Origin of the sequence: Bartonella sp. AU18XJBT (genome assembly GCF_028618595.1) — a bacterium.
Classification (GTDB): Bacteria; Pseudomonadota; Alphaproteobacteria; order Rhizobiales; family Rhizobiaceae; genus Bartonella.
On record NZ_JAQITE010000009.1, the window covers coordinates 37,861 to 62,865 of the forward strand.

The window sequence follows — 25,005 nt, forward strand, 5'->3', positions numbered from 1 at the left end:
TGAATTTTATATTTTTGATTGTTACTTCGTATTTATAAGGCAAAGGCTTAAATGGTTACGGTTGTTGATAGAGTTACAAATAGACGTTTGCGTCATCCTGAAAAGGCACATCGTCCTGATACAAGCGTTCAAAAAAAGCCAGATTGGATTCGTGTAAAAGCGCCAACATCACCAATTTATAAGGAAACACATGGTATTGTACGTACGCATAAGTTAGTGACTGTATGTGAAGAAGCTGGTTGCCCTAATATTGGCGAATGTTGGAGCCAGAGGCATGCTAGCTTTATGATTTTAGGTGAAATATGTACGCGTGCTTGTGCTTTTTGTAACGTTGCAACAGGTATTCCACTTGCCGTTGATGATAATGAGCCAGAACGTGTAGCCGATGCTGTTGCACGGATGGAATTAAAACATGTTGTCATTACATCTGTTGATCGTGATGATCTTGCTGATGGTGGTGCTGAGCATTTTGCAAAAGTTATTTATGCGATTCGTCAAAAAACTCCTAAAACAACAATTGAAGTTCTGACACCTGATTTTCGTCATAAGGATGGCGCTTTAGAAGTTGTTGTTGCTGCTAAGCCTGATGTTTTTAATCATAACTTAGAAACAGTTCCTTCTAAATATTTGAAGGTTCGTCCAGGGGCACGTTATTTTCATTCAATTCGTTTATTACAACGCGTTAAAGAACTTGATCCAACAATTTTTACAAAATCGGGGATTATGGTTGGTCTTGGGGAGGAGCGAAATGAAATTTTGCAATTGATGGATGATTTGCGCTCTGCTGATGTTGACTTTATGACGATTGGACAATATTTGCAGCCTACACGAAAACATCATCCAGTTGTTCGTTTTGTGCCTCCTGAAGAATTTGAGTCTTTTGCCAAGATTGGTAAAGTAAAAGGATTTTTACATATGGCCTCCAATCCTCTGACGCGTTCATCTCATCATGCTGGAGATGATTTTGCTATTTTGCAAAAAGCGCGTGATGAAAAATTTTCCTTACAGAGATAATTATGCCGATTTTTACAATACATCGGCAGATCACCCATAGTGCCAGTGAAATGTTTGATCTGGTTTCAGATATTGAGCGTTATCCTGAGTTTTTACCAATGTGTGAGTCTTTAACATTACGTTCTCGAAAAGAATATGGAAAAAAAATATTGCTTCTTGCGGATATGACCGTTGGCTATAAGATTATCCGTGAGACTTTTACGACTCAAGTATTTTTACAGCCGGAAAAAAATCTTATAGAAGTCAAATATATTGATGGTCCATTCAAATATCTTGAAAATCGTTGGGCCTTTCATGATATTGAAAATACCAATGCATGTAATGTAGAGTTTTTTATTGATTATGAATTTAAAAGTAAAACGCTTGGATTAGTGATGGGCTCAATGTTTGATATTGCGTTTCGTAAATTTACCGAGGCTTTTGAGAAGCGGGCGCATCAGATTTATGGCTCTACGGAAACATAGTCTACTCTGTTATTTTTTAACAATACGTATTGCTTATAACTGCGTGAAGGTGAAAATTGGTTTCCATCTTTACTATTTGTTTTAAATTCAGCTTTCAAAAGCATATTGAAGGAATATCATTTTAAATGATGAAGATGATGCACAGCTTCACGCTTTGTTTCTCTCTTTTTAATGGAGGCACATCCGTTAAACAAAACGCCCAAATAGAACATGCTTGCATCATACCCATTTCATAATAGTGCTCATAATAAATAGTATAGATTCTCGTAAAAGTATATCAAATACACATCTTTACACTTATGAAGAAGTCAGCTTGCACTATTTATTGATCATCTCTCAAGATGTTGCGTCAGCTCTTAGCACTTGAGAGAGGTTCAAGTGTCCCTTTCTTTAATTATTTTATTTATACAGTTTTTTCTCTTGTGGCGTACAAGTGAATAAATTTGATTAATTAAACCTACACAGGATTAAAGTGAGATAACTTTACGGTATTCAGGTCTTTCAATTTCAAGTTGTGATACAATAAATTATTTTTTCAAGATGTGAATGATTATAGATTCAATGTAGAATAGAGAATTTTGAAATTAGTATGGTGAATTCAGTGAAGCAATTCCAGAATCATTTTAAAAACACTTTCAACAGTTGCATGGCGAATAGCATTGCGATTAAGATGACCAAAGTGCATTTCTTTGTGCAGGGGAGAGTGATTTTTGTAAGCAACTGCGCAATGCACAAGTCCTACAGGTTTATCAAGACTTGCACCTCCTGGACCAGCAATTCCTGTTACAGAAACAGCAATGTCAGCCTGTGAATGTTTTAATCCACCCTCAGCCATTGCAAGAGCAACTTCTTTTGAAACGGCACCGTAGGTTCTTATAAGTTCAGCACAAACGCCAACAAGGCGTGTTTTGGATTCATTTGAATAAACAACAAATCCACAATCGAGAACATCTGACGATCCTGCAATATTTGTGAGGCTTGCAGCAATGAGTCCTCCTGTACAAGATTCTACAGTTGTTAACAGTAAACCTTTTTGGCGAAAGGTATTAAGGACTTCATGTGCTTGTTTTTCACAAAGATATGTCATTGGGGAATTTCTCCTGAATAAAGAACACTTGCTGTTGCAAAAGCAGCAATTCCTTCACCACGACCAATAAATCCAAGCTTTTCATTTGTTGTTGCTTTGATAGAGATTCGATCAGGTGTTATTGCAAGTATTGTCATAAGATTTTCTGTCATGGCATGACGATAGGGACCAATTTTAGGATTTTCAGCGATAATTGTGATATCAACATTGGCGATACGACCACCTGCTTTTTTTAGAATATCAAGAGCATGACGGAGAAAAATTTCTGATGATACATTTTTCCATTGAGGATCAGAGGGAGGAAAATGTGTACCGATATCTCCTGCACCTTGAGTTGCAAGAAGGGCATCTGTTAATGCATGAAGAGCAACATCTGCATCAGAGTGTCCGTTTAATTTTTTATGAAAAGGGATTTTTATGCCACATAAAATAAGAAAATCACCATCCTCGAAAGAGTGAACATCATAACCATTGCCGGTGCGGATATCAGGAAACATTTGCATTTTCTTTTGGAGATATAAATGTGCGGTATTAAAATCTTCATGCCATGTAATTTTTATGTTGTTAGGATCTCCAGGGACGGTACGCATAGGAATTCCAAACCATTCGGCAATCGCAGAATCATCAGTGAATTCTTGTTTGCAAGCTTGTTTTGCTTGTTTATGGGCCGCTAAGATATGTTCAAAGGGAAAACACTGTGGAGTTTGTGCACTATAAAGATGGGCACGGGGAATTGTTTCTAAAACATGCTGGTTATTTACATATTTAAGGGTATCGGAGATGGGCAAAACAGGAAGAACACCTTCTTGAGGTGTGATCGTGTTGTGAATGTTATCAAGAAGCTTGTTTTCGATAAAGGGGCGTGCACCATCATGAATATGCACATATTGGGGATTTATTTTTTTGAGTGCCTGAAGTCCATGTAAGGTAGAGATTTGACGTGTATTGCCTCCTTCAACGATAATAAGGCGCTCTTTAAAATCGCCGAGTGCTTGTTCACAGATTTGACGATCTTTGGGATGAATAACGAGGATAATTGTTGTGATAGCTGGATGCTGCAAAAAACAATTCACTGTATGATAAATAATTGGCTTTTGTCCTAGAAACCGATACTGTTTTGGAATTTTATGAGGAGATCCTGCTCTTTCACCGCGTCCAGCGGCTAATATTATTGCTGCGATAGAAATACTTAATCTCCTTGTGTTATAAGCTTAGTTTGCTTTTTTATCATTAATTTTGAAATGCTTTTGAAAGGATGGTTGTTTTAGATCAGCAAGAGATATCACGGATAACACCTCAAAAAAAGCATTTAATGCTTTTTGAAGTGCGGTATTTAAACCACAAAAATCGATTAATGGGCAAGTCGGTTCTGCAGTATCAAAACATTCTGCGAGGGAAAAGTTGTCTTCTGTTACTTTTACAACATCAGCGACTGAAATCTCTGCTGCGGGTTTAGCTAATTTAACACCACCATTGCGTCCACGCACTGTTTGTATAAAACCGGCTTGAACAAGCGGCTGAAGGATTTTAAATAAAAAAAGTTCTGAAACGGCATATGCTTTAGCAATTTCTGGAACACGACTGAGAGCTCCCTGATTATCTGCACAATACATGAGCATTCGAAGAGCATAATTTGTTTGTTTTGTTAATCGCATCTCATTTCCTTCGTAAAGTATCGTCAAACGCATTTTATTTTAAAGATATTTTGCAAAATGGAGAAGTTCTTTCTCATTGACTATATTTGCTCTATTTTAAATATAGTATTAGTATTGTCAATTTTTGCTACAAAAGGTTATATGAGAATAATGGGATAAGGGTATGTGAGCTCATGACGAATATAACATCTGTGACGAATCTTCAAGACATAGATAAAAATACTTATAACGATGAGTTGTATCGTTTAAGTAAGGTATATATTTTTTTAGGGATTACAATTATTGTATTGGCTTTACTTACGGCCTCTGTTTCGTTTATTATTCTTATTGGATTAACTCCTGTTGTTCCCAGTAGAACAGTAACCCTTATTCTTATAGGGATTAATAGTTTTTGGGTTTTAGGGCTTATTGTCATTGTTTTTTATGAGATGATTCCGATCATTCGTGCTTGGCGTTCAAGGCGTGCAGGATCGCGTCTTCATGTGCGCCTCATTTCATTGTTTGCACTTGTTGCGACAATGCCAGCTGTTGCTGTAGCTCTTGTATCGGGTCCAGCACTAAATTTGGGACTTGATCGATGGTTTGATACAACAACGCGACAAATTGTGGGCTCTTCTATTGATTTAGCAAATGCTTATGCAGATGAAATGCTTCAAAATTTAAAAAATTTATCCTATGCGATGGCATTTGCACTTGATAACAAAAAACTCTTAGAGCGTAATCTAGCTGAATATAGGATGCAGTTGACGCGTCATGCTATAGGACGCAATTTGCGTGGTGCATTTTTGTTAAGTTCTAGCGGAGCTATTTTTGTATCGAGTGCTCTTGGTGATGAAGATAAACTGCCAATTCCTCCTTCCAATCTTATTGAACGAGCAACCAGTGCGAGGCCCTTTTCTTTTCAACCGGGCGTGCATGATTATTTTGGTATTATTTTAAAATTTACCAACATTCCAAATACATTTTTATATTTGGTGCGTGACGTTGATAAAGGTGTTTTATCTGCTTTGCGTTTGACAGAAGTCAATACAGATCGTTATCGCGATTTAAATGAAAATCGCCTGCTGACACAGATTGCATTTGGTATGCTTTATTTGTGTCTTTTTTTTAGTTTATTCTTATCAGCTATTTGGGCTGCTATTGCTGTCGCTGATCGCTTAGTGCGTCCTATTCGTCTTCTCATTAGTGCTGCTGATGATGTTGCTACTGGAAATATGGAAATTTTCGTGCCAGTAAGAGCAAAAGATGGAGATATTGGGCAATTATCCAAAACTTTTAATTACATGGTCAGTGAATTGAAAAGTCGGCGTAATGAGTTGATTGCAGTGCGTGATCAAATTGATGAGAGACGACGTTTTTCTGAAGCTGTGTTATCGGGTGTAACAGCGGGAGTTGCAGGTATAGATGATAATGGTGATATTACAATTATTAATCGGTCTATTGAAGCGATGTTTGATATTCGCTCTGAGCATGTTGTTGGGCAAAGTCTTTTATCTTTAAGTGCTGAAATTTGGCAGGTTTTTCAGTTTGCACGTTCATTGGAACGTAAAAATCATCGTGAGCAGGTTACTTTAAACGTTGCAGGAAAAGAGCGTGTCTGTAACGTCCAAGTTACGATGGAAGAGGATGATGGACAGGGGCAATCTTGGGTTCTAACAATTGATGATATTACAGACCTTGTTGCAGCACAACGTACAGCGGCGTGGGCGGATATTGCACGGCGTATTGCACACGAAATAAAAAATCCCCTTACACCTATTCAATTATCGGCTGAACGTATTCGTAAACGTTATAACAAAGTTATTATACAAGATAGAGAGGTCTTTGAGCGGTGTATTGAGACAATTATTCGACAGGTTGGAGATATTGGGCGTATGGTTGATGAGTTTTCCTCTTTTGCACGTATGCCCAAACCACAAATGCATATTTTAGATATACGAGAATTGTTGCGCGAAGCATGTTTTTTGATAGAAGTAACGCGACATGATATTCATTTTGAGCAAGATTTAGGAAGTCTACCACTTATGGGGGCATTTGATAACCGTCTCATTGTACAAGCTTTTTGCAATGTTATCAAAAACGCAAGCGAATCCATAGATTCAGTGATGCGAGAGGAAAATATTCACGGTCATATTCTTGTCCGTTCTTATCGTCAGGAAGAATGGGTGGTTGTGGATGTTGTTGATAATGGGAAAGGACTTCCTAAAGAGCAAAGACAAAAGTTATTAGAGCCCTATATAACAACGCGGGAAAAAGGAACAGGGCTGGGGTTAGCCATTGTGCGCAAAGTTATAGAAGATCACGGTGGTTCCATGGAGCTTCATGATGCACCGGAGAGTTTTTATGAAGGTCGTGGTGCGATGATCCGTTTGATATTTCCGGCGGATGGGGGTAAGCAGGGTAGTATTATACAAGCCATAAATCATAAGATAGGGGAATAGTATGGTATCAGATATCTTGATTGTTGATGATGAAGCAGATATTCGTGAGCTTGTTGCTGGTATTTTAGATGATGAAGGTTATGAAACGCGAGTTGCTTGTAACTCTGATGAAGCATTGGCTCAAATTAGTGAACGTATTCCAAAGCTCATTTTTTTGGATATTTGGCTACAGGGTAGTCGCCTCGATGGTTTAGCACTGCTTGATGAAATTAAAACACAATATCCGGCTCTTCCGGTCGTTATGATCTCTGGTCATGGTAATATTGAGACGGCTGTTTCCGCTATAAAGCGAGGGGCATATGATTTCATTGAAAAACCTTTTAAAGCTGATAGACTTGTATTGGTTGCAGAAAGAACACTTGAAAACTCAAATTTAAAACGTGAGCTTTTAGAATTGCGAAAGCGTTCGAATGAGACATTAGAGTTGCTCGGAAAATCGACAGTTATAAAAAATTTGCGTCAAATCATAGAAAAAGTAGCACCAACCAATAGTCGCGTCATGATAACAGGTCCTTCAGGGGCAGGAAAAGAGACTGTTGCACGAACTATTCATGCGCTCTCAACGCGTTCGAATGGGCCATTTGTTACAATAAATGCTGCAACGATTACTCCGGAAAGAATGGAAATAGAGCTGTTTGGCAGCGAAATGGAAGGAAGAGAGCGCAAGATTGGTGCCTTAGAGGAAGCTCATGGCGGTATATTATATCTTGATGAAATTGCTGACATGCCACGTGAGACTCAAGGTAAGATTCTTCGGGTGTTAACGGGGCAAACATTTGAGAGAGTTGGTGGCACAAAACGTGTTAAGGTGGATGTCCGTATTATTTCTTCGACAGCGCAAAATCTTGAAAATCTCATTTCCGATGGGCGCTTTAGAGAAGATCTTTTTCACCGTCTTTCGGTTGTTCCTATTGCTGTTCCGCCCCTTTCAGCGCGTCGTGAAGATATTCCAGAACTTGTACATCATTTTGTAAAAACAATATCACAGCAGGTTGGGATTAAACCGCGTGCAATCAGTGATGATGTGATTGCTATTTTGCAAACGCAAGCTTGGCCGGGTAATGTGCGGCAATTACGTAATAATATTGAGCGTCTTCTTATTCTTGTGCGGGATGGTGATGGTCCTATAACAGCGGACTTTCTTCCCAGTGAAGTAAGTGATACTTTGCCACGTTTTCAAATGGATTCAGATGAAAGTATAATGGATTTGCCGTTACGTGAAGCACGAGAATTGTTTGAAAAGAGATATTTAGTGGCGCAGATTGGGCGTTTGGGTGGAAATATATCACGTACTGCTGAATTTATAGGCATGGAGCGTTCAGCTTTGCACCGTAAACTTAAAGCGCTTGGAGTTTCTTAAAGCTATGCGTGTTATTATTTGTGGAGCAGGACAGGTTGGTTATGGGATAGCAGAGCGTCTTGCTGCTGAAAATCACGATGTTACTGTTATTGATATTGAAACGAGATTAATTGAAAAGATTCGCGATACATTGGATGTGAGAGGTTTTGTTGGTCACGGTTCGCGTCCTGAAGTTCTTTTGGCTGCAGATGCAGACAAAGCTGATATGTTGATTGCTGTCACTTTGTTTGATGAAGTTAATATGGTAGCTTGTCAAGTAGCACATTCATTATTTAATGTGCCCACAAAAATTGCTCGTATTCGTTCACAATCTTATTTAGAACCACGTTATAAGACGCTTTTTTCCAGAGAGAATATTCCCATTGATGTGGTTATTTCGCCAGAAGTTGAAGTTGGTGAAATGGTTTTGCGCCGTATTGCTTTACCTGGTGCAATAGATGTTCTTTATTTTTGTAATGATGATATTGTTGCGCTAGCCTTGGAATGCATGGAAGATTGTCCAGTTATTAATACACCTTTGCGTCAATTAACAGAGCTTTTTCCAGATCTTCATACGACGGTTACCGCTATTAAACGTGGCGCTGAATTATTGGTTGCACATTCAGAAACGCAATTACGCGTTGGTGATATAACCTATCTTGTTGTTGCTCGTGATCAAATGCGCCGTGCTGTTGGGCTTTTTGGTCATAAAGAACAAGATGCCCACCGCATGATTATTGCAGGGGGTGGTCACATTGGTCTTTATGTTGCACAGGCTATTGAAAAGCGTTTCCATAAATTAAAATTGAAGATTATAGAATCGCATAGAGAAAGAGCCCTCACAATTGCTGATCAGCTTGAAAAAACAACAGTTTTATACGGTAACGTATTAGATCCAGTGATTCTTCAAGATGCGGGAATTGATCAGTCCGATTTAATGATTACATTGACCAATCAAGATCAGGTTAATCTCTTAAGCGCTATTATTGCTAAAAGATTGGGTTGCAAAGCTAATATGGTATTGATTAATAATGTTGCTTACCAAGAATTTAGTCGTGCTGTTGGTGTTGATGCATATCTTAATCCCCATAGTGTTACAATATCGAGAATTTTGCAACAGATGCGCCGTGGACGTATTCGTTCTGTTCATTCAGTTTTTAATGGCCGAGCAGAAATTATTGAAGCTGAAGTGATGCAAACATCTTCATTGGTTGGTAAGTCATTATCAGAGCTCAATTTATCAGATGGTTTGAGAATTGGTGCAATTTATCGCAATAAGACAATAATACAGCTTTCGGCAGATGCGCGCATTTTGTCTGGTGATAGAATAGTGATTTTTGCTCTTGCTGATAGGGTTCGTGATGTTGAACAACTCTTCCGCGTAAGTTTAGAATATTTTTGATATATTATCTATGGATATTTGTACTTTTTGGTATAGTGGACAATTAAGATTGGTGGATAGGCTTTGTTTGTCCTCAATGGTTAAAACTGGACAACGCGTTAAGCTTTTTAGTTATGATAAAAAATAAATAATCTTCCTGTTGGTGTTGAGTTGCATGAAGCCGAATCAATTTTACCACGCTCAGCAATTTATCGCCTTGATCGCGATTTTTCTGATGATAAACTAGGGTGTACAATTGTTCAGTTCTCGGATTTTTCGTGTTATGCTGATGAAATATCAACAAGGTGTTTGGTTAGATACAGATGTTTACCTTGTTAAACAATTTCATCCCGATGCGGATAAGGTTTGGCTGGCAAGAAAATAATACAAGAGTAGGCGTTTCTGCACTTTATTTTCCGCCCAATAACCCTATTATAAAAACATTTGAAGATTATTGGGCTGGCACAGAAATGGTGCCGAGTTGGCTTGGGTTTAAGCGTCGTGTTTGGAGACCGTTCTGGTTAAAGAGGAAAAAAATGCCGATTTTGCCGGGAAGTTTTGGCGTTACGATATTTGGCAATGATGGTATTTCACGATTAACAAAACGATATGGTTTTTTTCATGAAGCAAAGGAAAAGAAAACTTTTTATTATTGGACTGGGCGAAAAACTGAACGTATTTTTGAACCAGCTTTTGGCGTAAAGCCGCTTACAGATTCACGCTTGATAGGCTTTCGTATTCACAGAAAGACAAAGACTACAGAAAGACCTCAGGAAGGAAGTTTTTACTATTGGGCGGGTATCTCGCATTCCTGATATTCATCATTTGTTTAGGTAGAGTTATTATTTCTATTTTAACTATTGAGATTTTAATCTATCTTAAACAGCTCTTGATTGTAGCTTGCGTAAGAGAGTAATGTTATGGATAAAAACATTGAATGTGTAAAAAGCGGTTGTTATATGAACGGAAAGTAAAAATATGAGTGATCCAATGAAAACAGCACTAAGCCTTGTTCCCATGGTTATTGAACAAACCAATCGTGGTGAACGGGCCTATGATATTTTTTCCCGTCTTTTAAAGGAGCGGATTATTTTTATTAATGGTCCTGTTGAAGATGGTATGGCAATGCTTGTTTGTGCACAATTGCTTTTCTTGGAAGCGGAAAATCCTAAAAAAGAAATTAGTCTTTATATTAATTCTCCAGGTGGTGTCGTAACATCTGGTATGGCTATTTATGATACTATGCAGTTTATTCGCCCTCCTGTTTCTACGCTTTGCATGGGGCAGGCAGCATCTATGGGATCTTTATTGTTAACAGCTGGAGCAAAAGGTCATCGTTTTACATTGCCAAACGCACGTATTATGGTGCATCAACCATCCGGTGGTTTTCAAGGTCAAGCTTCAGATATTGAGCGGCATGCGCAAGATATTATAAAGATGAAACGGCGTTTAAATGAAATTTATGTTCAACATACAGGTCAAGATTATGAGATTATAGAGAGAACTCTCGATCGCGATCATTTTATGACAGCAGAAGAAGCCAAAGCTTTTGGCTTAGTTGATGATGTTATACAATATCGTGCAGAAACTGAAAAAGAAGAAAAAGATTAAGAATTTTTATAGAAAAAACAGCTACTTTAAATCACAGAGTTTTATAAAAAATATCGCAAAATAAGAAAAACACCTAAAAATATTGAGACATGCATGGTTTTCTATATGTCTTTTAGTTTTCATGATGAAAAGCTTCCTTTGAAAAGGCAAAGTATTCATATATCGTGGTGAAAGGAAAAAAAATGAGCAAAATTAGCAATAGCGGGAACGAATCAAAAAATACTCTCTATTGCTCGTTCTGCGGCAAGAGTCAGCATGAGGTGCGTAAGCTCATTGCGGGGCCTACTGTATTTATCTGTGATGAATGTGTAGAGCTTTGCATGGATATTATTCGAGAAGAAAATAAGTCTTCTGGGGTTAAGGTGCGTGATGGTGTCCCTACACCACAGGAAATTATAACAGTTCTTGATGATTATGTTATTGGTCAGCAGCATGCAAAGCGTGTTCTTTCTGTTGCCGTTCATAATCATTATAAACGGTTGGCGCATCAGTCTAAAAGCAATGATATTGAGTTAGCTAAATCAAATATTCTTCTTGTTGGTCCAACGGGCTGTGGTAAAACTTATCTTGCACAAACATTAGCACGTATTATTGATGTGCCTTTTACGATGGCGGATGCGACCACTTTGACTGAAGCAGGTTATGTGGGTGAAGATGTTGAAAATATTATTTTGAAGCTTCTTCAAGCAGCAGATTATAATGTTGAACGTGCGCAGCGTGGTATTGTTTATATTGATGAGGTCGATAAGATTTCTCGTAAAGCAGACAATCCTTCTATTACAAGAGATGTTTCGGGGGAAGGGGTTCAGCAAGCGTTATTAAAAATTATGGAAGGAACGATTGCTTCTGTTCCTCCTCAAGGTGGACGTAAGCATCCGCAACAAGAGTTTCTTCAGGTTGATACCACAAACATCTTATTTATTTGTGGGGGAGCTTTTGCAGGTTTAGAACGGATTATTTCAGGGCGTGGTGAAAAAACTTCTATTGGTTTTTCTGCAACCGTTAAGGCTCCTGATGAGCGTTGTGTTGGTGAAATTTTTCGTGATTTAGAGCCTGAAGATCTTATAAAATTTGGCTTAATACCAGAATTTATTGGGCGCCTTCCTATAGTTGCTACCTTAGAAGATTTAGATGTTAACGCCCTCATGCAAATTTTATCACAACCTAAAAATGCGTTAGTAAAGCAATATCAGCGTCTTTTTGAAATGGAGAATGTTGAATTAGCATTCCATGAAGATGCTTTACGTGTTATTGCAAAGAAAGCAATTGAACGTAAAACTGGTGCTCGTGGTTTACGTTCCATTATGGAGAAGATTCTTCTTGAGACGATGTTTGAGCTACCGGCTCTTGAAGGCGTTCAAAAAGTGGTTATTTCGAGTGATGTTGTTGATGGGAAAGCGCGTCCTCTTTATATTTACTCAGAACGTGCAGAAGATAAAGAAAATGTATCAGCATGACATTGTGCGATGCACAATATAAAAGGTGGTAATGAACGGTATTTGATGAGTGTTTCTAATAATATCATTATAATGCTTGATTTATGTATGAGTAATTACCACTTCATGTACTGTGAAGAGCTGAGGTTTTCTAAAGGTGGGCTGCTCATTGTAGATAGCTCATAGGCTCCAGAAAGGAGAGTTATGCAATATATTGATGAAAAGACAGATGAAGTAAGAGATGGGGTTTATGCTGTTTTACCTCTTCGGGATATTGTTGTCTTCCCCCATATGATTGTTCCACTTTTTGTGGGCCGCGAAAAATCAATTCGTGCTCTTGAAGAGACGATGGCGGTTGACAAGCAAATACTATTGGTGACACAAAAAAATGCTTCTGATGACGATCCAAAATCAGAGGATATTTATCATATTGGTACATTTGCTAATATTCTTCAACTTTTAAAGCTTCCGGATGGTACTGTAAAGGTTTTGGTTGAAGGGACGGCACGTGCAAAAATTAGTCAATTTGCTTTAAGTGAAGGTTATCATCAGGCATATGCGACTGTTACAGAAGAACTTAGAGAGAGTGATGTTGAGATTGAAGCTCTTTCAAGGTCAGTGATTGCTTATTTTGAAAACTATGTAAAGCTTAATAAAAAAATCTCTCCTGAGGTTGTCAATGCGATTGGCCAGATTGATAATCCTTCTAAGCTTTCCGATACGATTGCTTCTCATTTGATGATTAAACTTGCAGAAAAACAGGAAATATTGGAGCTCTTACCTGTACGGGCCCGTCTTGAACGTGTTCTGTCCTTCATGGAAGGAGAAATTTCTGTTTTGCAGGTTGAAAAACGCATTCGCTCGCATGTTAAACGGCAAATGGAAAAAAACCAACGTGAATATTATCTCAATGAGCAGATGAAGGCTATTCAAAAAGAGTTAGGAGCAGGTGATGATAGCCGAGATGAACTCTCTGAATTAGAAGAACGTATCAAGAATACAAAACTATCCAAGGAAGCACAGGAAAAAGCTGGAGCAGAATTAAGAAAATTACGGAATATGTCTCCTATGTCTGCAGAAGCGACAGTTGTCCGTAACTATCTTGATTGGTTATTAGCAATGCCTTGGGGTAAAAAATCTAAAATTAAGAACAATTTAGATTTTGCTGAAAAGGTCATGAATAATGAACATTTCGGTCTTGAAAAAGTTAAGGAGCGAATTATTGAATATTTGGCCGTACAAAGTCGCGCGTCAAAGATAAAAGGTCCTATTATTTGTTTGTTAGGTCCTCCTGGTGTAGGGAAAACATCATTAGCGCGCTCTATTGCAAAGGCGACGGGGCGCGAGTATGTTCGTATCTCATTGGGAGGTGTGCGGGATGAAGCAGAAATTCGCGGACATCGTCGAACATATATTGGTTCGATGCCTGGAAAAATTATCCAGTCTATGAAAAAAGCAAAAAAATCTAATCCGCTTTTTTTGCTTGATGAAATTGATAAAATGGGACAAGATTTTCGTGGAGATCCTTCATCCGCTTTATTAGAAGTTCTTGATCCTGAACAAAACAGTACATTCATTGATCACTATTTGGAAGTTGAATATGATCTTTCTGATGTCATGTTTATCACAACTGCCAATACGCTTAATATTCCAGGTCCGTTAATGGATCGTATGGAAATTATTCGTATTGCTGGTTATACTGAATGTGAGAAAATGGAAATTGTTAAACAGCATCTTTTACCAAAGGCACTAAAAGATCACTGTTTGTCTAAAAAAGAACTCAGTATTTCTGATGGAGCACTACGGTCAGTTATTCAGTTTTACACACGTGAGGCAGGCGTTCGTAACCTTGAGCGTGAACTCATGAAAATTTCCCGCAAATCCGTTACTAAAATTCTCAAAACGCATCAAAAATCTGTAAAAGTTACAGAAAATAATATTCATGATTTCTTGGGTGTTAAACGTTATCATTACAATCAGATTGAAGGAGAAAATCAAATTGGTGTTGTGACAGGACTTGCGTGGACAGAAGTTGGTGGAGAGTTGTTGACCATTGAAGGAGTTATGATGCCCGGCAAAGGTAAGATGACTGTAACTGGAAATTTACGTGATATTATGAAAGAGTCCATTTCAGCGGCAGCATCTTATGTGCGTTCTCGTGCTGTTGATTTTGGTATTGAACCTCCACTTTTTGAAAAACGCGATATCCATGTTCATGTTCCAGAGGGGGCGACGCCAAAAGATGGACCATCTGCTGGGATTGCAATGGTGACAGCAATTGTTTCAGTCCTTACAGGAGTGGCTGTGCATAAAGATATTGCAATGACTGGTGAAATTACTTTACGTGGACGCGTTTTACCAATTGGTGGATTAAAAGAAAAACTCCTAGCAGCTCTTCGAGGAGGGATAAAAAAGGTACTTATTCCTGAAGAAAACGCAAAAGATTTGGTTGATATTCCTGACGATGTCAAAAATAATATGGAAATTATTCCGGTAAATCATGTGAGTGAAGTTTTGAAGCACGCTTTGGTTCGTTTTCCAGACACTATTGAATGGAAAGAACCCTCTACAGTGGCTGTCCCAATCCGGTCAGAGAGCAGTGATAGTGAAGGAATACAGATTGCGCACTGATTCACGTATCTCATTTATAACGGCATTTTTTAGGTGGCAGAAGGCGTTGTTGAAGTTATTATTCTGTTTTTTTGTTGGAAAAAGTGAAAAATTCCGTGAATAACTGTGATTATTGCTAAAAAAACAATGTTTTGAATAAAAATAAGACTTCTGTTTGCTGTACTTTTCAATAAACTGACCAATAACATGATTAAGTCATGTTGTCAGGTAATATAGGGAAAGGAAATATTTTATGAATAAAAGTGAATTGGTTAGCTCCGTTGCTGAAAAGGCAGGTGTTTCAAAAGCGCAAGCTGGTGCTGTTGTTGATGCTTTTATGGCTTCTGTAACAGAAGCTTTGGCTTCAGGGGGAGATGTTCGTCTTCCAGGTTTTGGCTCTTTTGAAGTTTCTCATCGTGCTGCAACAAAGGGGCGTAATCCTTCAACTGGTGCTGAAATCGATATTCCAGCACGTTCTGTACCCAAATTTTCTGCAGGAAAAAGCCTTAAAGAAGCAGTTAATAAAAAATAATTTAAGCTACATAAAAAAACCCGGTTTATTTATAAGCGGGTTTTTTTTTAACACATGTATTATGTGTGTTTTTCATATAAAACTTTGAGATCTTTGCTGTATTTTTTATTTTCATGTATTGCTGATATTTTTGAAAATGTTTTTAAGTGTTGTATAAAGTACTGTCAGCTTGAAATACATTGTTTTTACTCTTTTCAATAGAATATTGCACTGTATTAATGGAGTACTGGTATGGCTTATAAAATGTAATGTTAACTTTTATTACGCTGAAGTGTTACGGTGTTTATTTCAAAACAGGATCCGTAAATAGTATGAGGCAAAAAACTCTGTGAAGTGTATAAAAGTTATTATATACTGCCATTTGCGCTTAATAAAAGCGCATGTTGGTGCCACCGCACTGTTTTTCTCATTTCCTATAATGTTGCGACTAGCCCTCGATATCTGAGACGAGTGCATAAGGGATAGTTTTATTCTTTTACTTATAACGCCAACCTTGCTTGTGACGCACCAAGAGGATAATTTTTATTGGTTTATTATAAGAGAGACTAAAATGAAAGAATCTTATGATATTCAGATTTCGCTTTCAGTATTGTGATTTTTCTTAGCATTTGAGAGGGGAGAGATAGATCCAGCTCTATTCTACAAATATTTTTTCCATATCTTTATTTCACTTTCTGATATGCAAGCGAGCGCTTTTTTTCATCACACAAGAGTTAAAATGAGAGAATATCATAAATTTTAAGGGAGGAAGTTAAAAAACAGAAAAATTATTCTTATGTATTTTTCATCTATTTAATTTTTTTGATTATTTATATGATTTATTTTATTTTTAGTCATTAAATCATATTACATTGTTTATAGCGGTAAAGGTTTTTTATAGCCAAAAGTTATTTCACAGCACCTACATAATTGAATAAATGATGAAACGTAGGATAATATTTATTGCTAGGGGAAGGCAGTCTTTAAAAGGCTTTGGAATGATTTTTTCACGAGAGTCATAAAGCTCTATTCAGTAGGTGAGAGGCGAATCGTGTGCTTTTTATAAACAGGAATTCTTTGATTCTTTATCTGCTAACCACTGAGTACAATCATTGAGAGCTCTCGCTGTTATGGCTTGTTTTTTTACTAATTTTTTTTCTTTACTTGGTAAGCGTTTTCCTGAATGTTTAATAGAAGCAATAGGGGGAAAGAGTCCGAAATTGATATTCATTGGTTGAAAAGACAGTGTTTCTGCTTTTTCATCTATGATGTGTCCCCCCGTAATATGATTCAAAAGGGCTCCGAATGCTGTAGTTTGTGGGGGCAGGCAAGGAGAAATATGATGATATTCGGCAGCAGCAAAACGTCCAGCAAGAAGCCCTATTGCCGCTGATTCTACATAACCTTCACATCCGGTAATTTGTCCTGCAAAGCGTAGTTGTTTTTTTTGTTTTAAACGAAGGGTTTGATCAAGAATGATTGGCGAGTTGAGGTAGGTATTACGGTGAAGACCCCCAAGGCGCGCAAACTCTGCTTTTTCAAGACCGGGAATCATTCTAAAAATACGAATTTGTTCACCATATTTCAGTTTTGTTTGAAAGCCGACCATATTGTAAAGCGTTCCAAGTTTATTATCTTGGCGTAATTGAACGACAGCATAGGGTTTAATTGTAGGGTTATGGGCATTGGTTAAGCCCATAGGTTTCATAGGACCATGTCTTAACGTTTCAATTCCGCGCTCAGCCATAATTTCAATGGGGAGGCATCCATCAAAATAGGGTGTTTTTTCAAAGTCACGAAACTCTGTTTTTTCAGCATTTTTTAATGCAGCAACGAATGTTTCATATTGTTCTTTGTTGAGGGGGCAATTAAGATAATCTTTACCTGTTCCCTCAGGACCAATTTTATCATAGCGAGACTGATACCAACAAATGTTGATATCAATACTATCGGTATGGATAATAGGTGCAATCGCATCAAAAAAAGAAAGAGCTTTTATACCGGTTATTGCTTGTAATTCTTGAGCAAGTGCAGGCGATGTAAGGGGGCCTGTTGCAATGACAACATGTTTCCAGGCTTTAGGAATTTCTTGAACTTCTTCACGTTGGATTGTTATAAGAGGGTGGTTTTCGAGTGCTGTCGTGACAGTCTTTGAAAATCCATCACGGTCAACAGCAAGGGCACTACCTGCGGGAACTTTATTGGCATCAGCAGCTTTCATAATTAACGATTTTGCTAATCGCATTTCAGCATGTAAAAGCCCTACGGCATTTGTTAATGAATCATCAGAACGGAATGAATTTGAACAAACCAGTTCTGCCAATTTATTGGTTTTATGGGCATCTGATTTTTTTTTGGGTCGCATTTCATGCAAAACAACAGGAATTCCTGACTGAGCGATTTGCCAGCTTGCTTCACACCCCGCAAGACCGCCACCGATGATATGAATTGGGATATCAAATGTCTTTAACATAATTGACTTTTAGCGTAAGCAGTTATGTATGAAAAGCATAGATTTTGTTTTTTTTAATATATTTGTTTGCTTTTTTTCTGTAATTAATGGTATAGAAACGCCGCTTGTATAAGGTTATTAGCTTGTAAGTTTGAGCGGATGTGGCGAAATTGGTAGACGCACCAGATTTAGGTTCTGGCGGGAGACCGTGGGGGTTCGAGTCCCTCCATCCGCACCAAAGCAATCCCTTAAGTGCTACGGATTTCTACGTGTCTGAAATTCCGCTTCATGGTAAATGTAACACTCGAAGTGTTAGAATGTAATGATTATTAGAGTGGTTTTATCCCTCTCCTTAGAAAAATGAAGGTGTTTAATGCAGGTTACCGAGACGCTTAATGAAGGACTGAAGCGCGAAATTAAGATCGTGGTCCCAGCGAAAGATTTAGAAGAAAAGTTGAATGAACGATTGGATGATACCAAGGGAAAAATCAAGCTTAATGGCTTTCGTCCCGGTAAAGTGCCTAGTGGGCATTTGCGAAAAATGTATGGTAAATCCTTTATGGCGGAGATTCTCAATGAGATAATTAGTGATGCACCACGTTCTATTTTAGCAGACCGCAATGAACGTGCAGCGATGCAGCCAAAAATTGATATAGATGAAGATGAAAAAATTCTAGATGGTAACGCCGATTTTACTTTTAGTTTAAAGTATGAAGTTTTACCAAAAATTGAAATTAAAGATTTTGAACATATTACGGTTATCCGTGAAATTGCAACTGTTCCTGAACAGGATATTGATGATCAAGTCAAACGCGTCCTTTCTTCTACGCGTAATTATTCCCTAAAAGAGGGGGATTCTGAAGAAGGTGATCGTATAACCATAGATTATCAAGGTAAGCTTGAAGGCGTTCCATTTGAAGGTGGGGCAGATAGTGATGCACAACTGATTCTTGGGTCAAAACAATTTATTTCTGGTTTTGAAGAACAATTGGTTGGTGTGAAAGCTGGGGATGCAAAAACGATTTTTGTTAAATTTCCAGATAATTACAGTGCGGCACATTTGGCGGGACGGGAAGCAGAGTTTGACATTACTGTCAAGGCTGTCTTTAAACCAGATGAATTAAAAATTGATGATGAAGCAGTGCAAAAAGTTGGTTTAGAGTCTCTAGATCGCTTACGTGAGGTTGTTCGTGGGCAGATTGAAAGCCAATATGGTTCAGTGACACGTCAAAAGGTTAAGCGTCAAATTCTTGATGCTTTAGATGCTGATTATAATTTTGAGATTCCTGAAGAACTTTTAGAGATTGAGTTTAATAATATATGGGCTCAGGTTAATGATGATTTGAAAAAGGCTGGGCGCAGTTTTGAAGATGAAGGTATTACAGAAGAAAAAGCACGCGAGGAATATCGTATCCTTGCGCAACGTCGTGTTCGTCTTGGTTTAGTGCTTTCTGAAATTGGAATGAAGGTTGGTGTTAAAGTTAGTGAGGATGAGCTAAAAGCAGCCGTTTTTGATCAGGTTCGCCAGTATCCTGGACAAGAGAAAGAGATTATGGATTTTTTCCGTAGGACTCCGGAAGCTGTTGAAAATCTACGTGCTCCGATTTTTGAAGAAAAGGTCATTGATCATTTATTAGCACAGATAAAAGTCACAGATAAAGAAGTGACGGTTGAAGAGTTGATGAAAGAATATGACGAATCAGATGTCCCTGAAGAAAAGCCGGCAAAGAAAAAATCTGCAGTGAAAGAAACGTCTACAGAGAAAAGATCAGCTAAGAAAAAGGCTCCTAAAAAAGCTTAATATTTATGCAAACAGAAAAAGCCCGATAGAATCGGGCTTTTTGTAAGATTTATATCCTAGGATTGCACTTAAGAGAATGGTTTTAGATAAGCCATGAGTATATTTTAAAATATTGGTAGTGGATTGGCAATGAGCATCATTGATACGCGTACTCCTGATTCTAAGCGTTTTATTTCTGGCATTACAGGTGATTGGGAAGTCATCATTGGCATGGAGGTTCATGCGCAAATCATATCAAATTCGAAACTTTTTTCAGGAGCATCAACCAAATTTGGTGCAGAGCCGAACAATCATGTATCACTTATTGATGCAGCCATGCCGGGTATGTTGCCTGTTCTTAATCAAGAGTGTGTTCGTCAAGCGGTTCGAACGGGGTTAGGATTAAAGGCGCATATTAATTTAAAATCTATTTTTGATCGCAAAAATTATTTTTATCCAGATTTACCGCAGGGGTATCAGATTTCTCAATTTCGCTATCCCATTGTGGGAGAGGGAAAGATTATCATATCTGTTGGTCCAGATTCGAATGGCCAATTTGAGGATATTGAAGTGGGAATTGAAAGATTGCATCTTGAACAGGATGCTGGAAAATCGATGCACGATCAACATCCAACGATGTCTTTTGTAGATCTTAATCGTTCTGGTATTGCTCTTATGGAAATTGTTTCCAAACCTGATATGCGCTCATCAGATGAAGCCAAAGCCTATATGACAAAATTGCGTACGATTGTTCGTTATTTGGGTACTTGCGATGGCAATATGGATGAAGGTTCTATGCGTGCAGATGTCAATGTATCTGTTCGTCGTCCTGGTGAAGATTTTGGAACGCGCTGTGAAATTAAAAATGTTAATTCTATTCGCTTTATTGGTCAAGCAATTGAGTATGAAGCGCGTCGTCAGATTGCAATTTTAGAAGATGGAGGCGTCATAGATCAAGAGACTCGGCTTTTTGATGCCGCTAAAGGTGAAACGCGCTCTATGCGCTCAAAGGAAGAAGCGCATGACTATCGTTATTTTCCTGATCCTGATCTTTTACCATTAGAGTTTGATCAAGCATTTGTAGATGCTTTGGCAGCAGACTTACCAGAATTACCTGACGCTATAAAAGCACGTTTTGTTAAGGAAATGGGATTGACAGTGTATGATGCTTCCATTCTTGTGACAGAAAAGGATATTGCTGATTATTTTGAAGAAGTAGCGCGTGGGCGTGATGGAAAAATAGTTGCCAATTGGGTGATTAACGACCTTTTAGGGGCTTTAAATAAGGATAATCGTGAGATTGAAGAGTCACCAGTATCGCCAAGTCAATTGGGAAGCATTATTGATCTCATAAAAGAAGGAGTTATTTCTGGAAAAATTGCCAAAGATCTTTTTGAGATTATTTGGAATGAGGGAGGAGATGCACGCCAAATTGTAGAAGAGCGAAATATGAAGCAGGTAACGGACACAAAGGCTATTGAAAGAGCTGTTGATGAGATCGTTGCCAATAATTCTGATAAAGCTGCGCAAGCAAAGCATAAACCTGCTTTAGCTGGTTGGTTTGTTGGACAGGTAATGAAAGCAACAGGTGGTAAGGCAAATCCCCAAGCTGTTAATGAATTGGTTAAGATGAAACTTGGCATAGATTAATTTTATGGGGTGGAGAAGAAGCCATACATATGATATCTTCTTGAAATTAAGGGATAGCACGTTATCCTATCAATTGGAATTGTAGTTGAATTTACTAGTAACTTTTTCGATAATTTCAATCGTTAGCATTTTTATTCCAACAATTAATTTCATGCGCGCACTAAATGAATGGAATAGCAGATGGCTCGTTTTTTAAAGCAAATCTTCACATGGTGGAATGGCAATACCGTTGGTACGCGTTTTTTCACATGGCGCAAAGGTAAGCGAATAGGGGAAGATCAATTTGGAAATATATATTATGAAGGAGGACTTCATAAGGATGGTTATCCGCACCGTTGGGTTATCTATAAAGACTATTCTGAGGCCTCTACTATTCCACCAGGTTGGCACGGCTGGATTCATCATCGTTGTGAGTGTCCACCAACACAGGAGGATTATCGTTCTTATGAATGGGAAAAGCCCCATGTTGCAAATATGACAGGAACAAGTGAGAGCTATCGACCAAAGGGAGCTATCACCGCCAGTGGAGAGCGTTCTTGTGTGCATGAAGATTATGATGCGTGGTCACCTAAAAAATAAAATGTTTTAATGCGCTCGTATATTTTTGTCTTATTTGACTCTATGTTATGGAAAGAATTATTTTTTTAGGTACGATTGATTTTGATATGATAAGATTTTTTTTATTGTTAGGGGTGAGGCATTTTTTTTATATTTTTTTTATGGGAATTTTAGTGTTTTTATCCTTAAATAGTGGGGTGCGGGCTGAGCGTATTAGCAATGGAGTTGCTGTTTTTGCAGGTCTTGACAAAATCACGGGGCGGACCACACGTTTTGAAGTTACTCTTGGTAAAATTTATCAGTACGGTGCATTACAGGTAACACCACGTGCGTGTTATACGAGCTCTAAAGATGAACCAACGCGTACAACTGGTTTTGTTGAAGTCAATGAAGTGACATTAGATAAAAAAATACGGCGTATTTTTACAGGATGGATGTTTGCAGATAGTCCTGGTTTGAACGCCGTTGAGCATCCTATTTATGATGTATGGTTAAAGGATTGCAAGCAGGATTCTCAAGATCTTCCTCTTCAATGATGAATGTATTATCTATTTATTATATATTGATTTATAATGGTCCTTTATCATTTTACAACTTAATAAGAGGTTCAAATCCCTATGATTTCCTCCTTTAAGATCTTTTGTATAAAATACACGTGTTTTCATGTAGAGCTCTTGAAAATTTAAAAAGGGGCTCCGAAGAGGCGTTAAAAAGATTTTGCATCACTGGGAGTGGTATATTTATTTTGTATAAAGAATAACCCATTCTCTAAAGAATAAGAGATTTTATAAAATGAAAGTTTCTAGTCACCGACATAATGGTGTTTCTCGATTGCCGAAACAACCTAAAGAACCCTTGTTGAATATTCCATTTATTATAGTTGTTTTGATAGCATTTTGTTTTTGTCTTTATTGCATTTCTCAGTATTTTTTTTCTCATAAGGTTTATGTTGAAAGTCTTGAGTTTTTTTCATTTATACCAGCATTGTTTAAGAGGGATCCTGTAGCACTCTGTTATACCATGGTGAGTTATTCATTTATGCATATGGTTTTTGGCTCTCCTCTAGCAAGACATTTGGGTGCTTTACATTTTTTAATTTTTTGGGTGTTAACGGCAGTTATTTCTGTTTTGACTTATTTTACATTTCATCAAGAAAGTACCATATCACTTATTGGGGCGTCAGGTGCCGTATCTGGAATGATGGGAGCTATTGCACGTTACGGTTTTTCTAGTGGTTATCTAGCTGTTAATGCGCAGAACGAAAATTTTTTGGGACCTTTATTGTCCGTCAAAAAAGCTCTGTGTTCTAAGGGGGTACTTGTTTATATGAGTGTATGGCTGACGGCTGATTTTATCATAGGTATTTCTTCTATTTTGTTTGAAGAAAATGGCACCTCAATAGCATGGGAAGCTCATATTGGCGGGTTTCTTGCGGGTTTTTTGCTGGTTGGTTTTTTTGATGTTTCACAAAAAAATAAAAACTAGAATCTAAGATATTTATGTGCCACATAAAGTGCTATTGTTGCTGCATTTGAAACATTTAATGATTTAATATTTCCAGGCATATCAAGGCGTGTTAAAGCGCAGACGGTTTCGCGTGTTTTTTTACGTAAACCTTTACCTTCTGCTCCTAAAACAAGAGCAATTTTATTCCCTGTTAATGCTGTTTCTAAAGGTTGGTCACCTTCTGAATCGAGACCAAAGCTTGTAAAACCTGTTTGATGAAGTTCTTGCAGAGCTTCAGCGAGGTTTCGTACGGTAATATAATGAATCATTTCCAGAGCTCCAGATGCCGCTTTCGCAAGAACACCGCTTTCGTGGGGAGAGTGACGGCAAGTTGTAATAAGTGCTTTAGCTTTCAATGCAACTGCAGAGCGCATAATAGCGCCAACATTGTGTGGATCGGTAATTTGATCCATGACAATGACCAGATCAGTATTAGTGAGTTCCGATAGTTTGCATGGTTTGAGGGGGAGAGTTTCCAAAACAATACCTTGATGAACAGCCTCACTTCCAACAAGCGAATCAAGATATTTGGGGGTGCATAATATAACAGAGCAAGGATAATCTGATTCGGATATATTTAATCGTTTTAAGGCATTTTGTGTAACGTAAAGACATTTTAAAATTCTTTTTGGGTTTTCTAAAGCGGACTGAACAGAATGAATGCCATAAAGATGAATGATCCCTTGCTGTAAAGAAACAGCTTTCTTCTTTGGGTGTGTAAAAGATCGAGAAGGAGAGCCTTTTGTATCGCGATATCGGCGACGCAAGCGAGCATAATGAGAATTTTGTGATGTTTTTTCTTTCATAGCTTCTTTATAGCGTGTTAATAAGAAAAATAGAGAGAAAAAATCTATGATTTAAAATTATGAGCAGGAAATTTGTACAGAATTGTATTTATTCTGTTGACAGATACAATAGTAATCGTCATAACGACTTCGCAATCAGATTGAATTGAATGGGTATTCAAGATGATTGTCGTGATGTCTCATTGCGCGACTTTATCGGTGTAGTGGAGGGGTGCCCGAGTGGTTAAAGGGGGCGGACTGTAAATCCGTTGCGTATGCTACGTTGGTTCGAATCCAACCCCCTCCACCATTCATCGAAGGAGAGTTAGTACGTACGTGGGTCATGCGGGTATAGCTCAATGGTAGAGCAGCAGCCTTCCAAGCTGAATATGCGGGTTCGATTCCCGCTACCCGCTCCAAATGGTTGTTGATGATTGGGCAAATAGGTATGATGGAGGATATTCCATTTATAGATTGGGTGGGATTTTCCTTCTAAGAGTTGTGGTGATTGGGCTGTTTACAGTCTAGCCAGGCTTAAGTTTGCAGAACTGTCCCTAGGTGCTAACAAAAATAGGGAATAAAACAAGAGATTAATAGCAATGGCGAAGAGCAAGTTTGAACGAACAAAACCGCATGTTAATATTGGTACGATTGGTCACGTTGATCATGGGAAGACCTCGTTGACAGCAGCGATTACGAAATATTTTGGTGAATTTAAAGCCTAT

The 25,005-nt window shown here is 38.0% G+C and carries 20 protein-coding genes, 3 tRNA genes and 1 pseudogene; 19 read left to right on the plus strand and 5 right to left on the minus strand.

Annotated features, from left to right (window positions below):
• The first annotated feature begins 51 nt into the window (after window positions 1-51).
• Together lipA and PVV60_RS04215 are read left to right on the plus strand one after the other, a co-directional pair.
• Window positions 52-1,014 (plus strand): lipoyl synthase, encoded by a 963-nt coding sequence (gene lipA / locus PVV60_RS04210; RefSeq protein WP_273723360.1) that lies wholly within the window; start codon window positions 52-54, stop codon window positions 1,012-1,014.
• 2 nt (window positions 1,015-1,016) lie between these two features.
• On the plus strand, window positions 1,017-1,478 hold the full coding sequence (locus tag PVV60_RS04215; RefSeq protein WP_273723361.1) for a type II toxin-antitoxin system RatA family toxin: 462 nt from the start codon (window positions 1,017-1,019) through the stop codon (window positions 1,476-1,478).
• Window positions 1,479-2,076: 598 nt separating this feature from the next.
• On the opposite strand, the gene PVV60_RS04220 is transcribed toward PVV60_RS04215, so the two are convergent.
• The 3 genes from PVV60_RS04220 to rirA are packed head-to-tail and all read right to left on the minus strand — an operon-like array spanning window position 2,077 to window position 4,220.
• Window positions 2,077-2,565, minus strand: a complete 489-nt coding sequence (locus PVV60_RS04220) for a CinA family protein (protein ID WP_273723363.1) — start codon at window positions 2,563-2,565, stop codon at window positions 2,077-2,079.
• Window positions 2,562-3,752, minus strand: a complete 1,191-nt coding sequence (locus tag PVV60_RS04225; protein WP_273723385.1) for a bifunctional 2-C-methyl-D-erythritol 4-phosphate cytidylyltransferase/2-C-methyl-D-erythritol 2,4-cyclodiphosphate synthase — start codon at window positions 3,750-3,752, stop codon at window positions 2,562-2,564. The genes PVV60_RS04220 and PVV60_RS04225 overlap by 4 nt, the downstream gene beginning before the upstream one ends.
• A 24-nt stretch (window positions 3,753-3,776) precedes the next feature.
• Window positions 3,777-4,220, minus strand: coding sequence for an iron-responsive transcriptional regulator RirA (gene rirA, locus PVV60_RS04230; protein WP_273723365.1), 444 nt, complete (start codon window positions 4,218-4,220; stop codon window positions 3,777-3,779).
• A 173-nt stretch (window positions 4,221-4,393) separates the two neighbouring features.
• Here rirA and PVV60_RS04235 point away from each other — a divergent pair, with 173 nt between their 5' ends.
• The 8 genes and pseudogenes from PVV60_RS04235 (at window position 4,394) to PVV60_RS04270 (ending at window position 15,570) form a co-directional block, all read left to right on the plus strand.
• Complete coding sequence (locus tag PVV60_RS04235) at window positions 4,394-6,661, plus strand: PAS domain-containing sensor histidine kinase (protein WP_273723366.1); 2,268 nt, start codon at window positions 4,394-4,396, stop codon at window positions 6,659-6,661.
• Window position 6,662: 1 nt separating this feature from the next.
• The gene (locus PVV60_RS04240) at window positions 6,663-8,021 is read left to right on the plus strand and encodes a sigma-54 dependent transcriptional regulator (protein ID WP_273723368.1); all 1,359 of its coding nucleotides are present in this window, start codon (window positions 6,663-6,665) and stop codon (window positions 8,019-8,021) included.
• 4 nt (window positions 8,022-8,025) lie between these two features.
• Complete coding sequence (gene trkA, locus PVV60_RS04245) at window positions 8,026-9,402, plus strand: Trk system potassium transporter TrkA (RefSeq protein ID WP_273723369.1); 1,377 nt, start codon at window positions 8,026-8,028, stop codon at window positions 9,400-9,402.
• 10 nt (window positions 9,403-9,412) lie between these two features.
• A pseudogene (locus tag PVV60_RS04250) lies at window positions 9,413-10,218 on the plus strand (hypothetical protein).
• Between the two features lie 141 nt (window positions 10,219-10,359).
• Entirely contained in the window at window positions 10,360-10,992 is a 633-nt protein-coding gene (gene clpP / locus PVV60_RS04255; RefSeq protein ID WP_012755012.1) for an ATP-dependent Clp endopeptidase proteolytic subunit ClpP, read from the plus strand.
• 182 nt (window positions 10,993-11,174) lie between these two features.
• Window positions 11,175-12,449, plus strand: a complete 1,275-nt coding sequence (gene clpX / locus PVV60_RS04260; RefSeq protein ID WP_273723371.1) for an ATP-dependent Clp protease ATP-binding subunit ClpX — start codon at window positions 11,175-11,177, stop codon at window positions 12,447-12,449.
• A gap of 183 nt (window positions 12,450-12,632) precedes the next feature.
• On the plus strand, window positions 12,633-15,059 hold the full coding sequence (lon, locus tag PVV60_RS04265) for an endopeptidase La (protein WP_273723372.1): 2,427 nt from the start codon (window positions 12,633-12,635) through the stop codon (window positions 15,057-15,059).
• 232 nt (window positions 15,060-15,291) lie between these two features.
• Window positions 15,292-15,570: an HU family DNA-binding protein gene (locus tag PVV60_RS04270; RefSeq protein WP_012231443.1), complete on the plus strand. Its 279-nt coding sequence runs from the start codon at window positions 15,292-15,294 to the stop codon at window positions 15,568-15,570.
• A 1,039-nt stretch (window positions 15,571-16,609) separates the two neighbouring features.
• On the opposite strand, the gene trmFO is transcribed toward PVV60_RS04270, so the two are convergent.
• Window positions 16,610-18,022, minus strand: a complete 1,413-nt coding sequence (trmFO, locus tag PVV60_RS04275; protein ID WP_273723374.1) for a methylenetetrahydrofolate--tRNA-(uracil(54)-C(5))-methyltransferase (FADH(2)-oxidizing) TrmFO — start codon at window positions 18,020-18,022, stop codon at window positions 16,610-16,612.
• A 134-nt stretch (window positions 18,023-18,156) separates the two neighbouring features.
• Between trmFO and PVV60_RS04280 the strand changes: the two genes are divergently transcribed.
• The 6 genes from PVV60_RS04280 to PVV60_RS04305 all read left to right on the plus strand — a co-directional run bounded on the left by PVV60_RS04280 (window position 18,157) and on the right by PVV60_RS04305 (window position 23,474).
• Window positions 18,157-18,239, plus strand: a tRNA-Leu gene (locus PVV60_RS04280).
• Window positions 18,240-18,374: 135 nt separating this feature from the next.
• On the plus strand, window positions 18,375-19,802 hold the full coding sequence (tig, locus tag PVV60_RS04285; RefSeq protein WP_273723375.1) for a trigger factor: 1,428 nt from the start codon (window positions 18,375-18,377) through the stop codon (window positions 19,800-19,802).
• A gap of 129 nt (window positions 19,803-19,931) precedes the next feature.
• Entirely contained in the window at window positions 19,932-21,431 is a 1,500-nt protein-coding gene (gene gatB / locus PVV60_RS04290; protein ID WP_273723377.1) for an Asp-tRNA(Asn)/Glu-tRNA(Gln) amidotransferase subunit GatB, read from the plus strand.
• 180 nt (window positions 21,432-21,611) lie between these two features.
• Window positions 21,612-22,010 carry an NADH:ubiquinone oxidoreductase subunit NDUFA12 gene (locus PVV60_RS04295; RefSeq protein WP_273723378.1) on the plus strand — a complete coding sequence of 133 codons (399 nt, stop codon included), beginning with the start codon at window positions 21,612-21,614 and terminating at the stop codon, window positions 22,008-22,010.
• 89 nt (window positions 22,011-22,099) lie between these two features.
• Window positions 22,100-22,525, plus strand: a complete 426-nt coding sequence (locus tag PVV60_RS04300; RefSeq protein WP_273723386.1) for a DUF2155 domain-containing protein — start codon at window positions 22,100-22,102, stop codon at window positions 22,523-22,525.
• 256 nt (window positions 22,526-22,781) lie between these two features.
• Window positions 22,782-23,474, plus strand: a complete 693-nt coding sequence (locus PVV60_RS04305) for a rhomboid family intramembrane serine protease (RefSeq protein WP_273723380.1) — start codon at window positions 22,782-22,784, stop codon at window positions 23,472-23,474.
• Here the strand turns inward: PVV60_RS04305 and PVV60_RS04310 are convergent.
• Complete coding sequence (locus PVV60_RS04310; RefSeq protein ID WP_273723381.1) at window positions 23,471-24,301, minus strand: RNA methyltransferase; 831 nt, start codon at window positions 24,299-24,301, stop codon at window positions 23,471-23,473. The two genes, PVV60_RS04305 and PVV60_RS04310, sit on opposite strands and share 4 nt — an antisense overlap.
• A 205-nt stretch (window positions 24,302-24,506) precedes the next feature.
• On the opposite strand from PVV60_RS04310, the gene PVV60_RS04315 reads away from it, so the two are divergent.
• The 3 genes from PVV60_RS04315 to PVV60_RS04325 all read left to right on the plus strand — a co-directional run.
• Window positions 24,507-24,590, plus strand: a tRNA-Tyr gene (locus tag PVV60_RS04315).
• 35 nt (window positions 24,591-24,625) lie between these two features.
• Window positions 24,626-24,699 (plus strand) — tRNA-Gly (locus PVV60_RS04320).
• 180 nt (window positions 24,700-24,879) lie between these two features.
• The coding region (locus tag PVV60_RS04325) for a GTP-binding protein (protein ID WP_234924853.1) at window positions 24,880-25,005 on the plus strand (126 nt) is incomplete at its 3' end.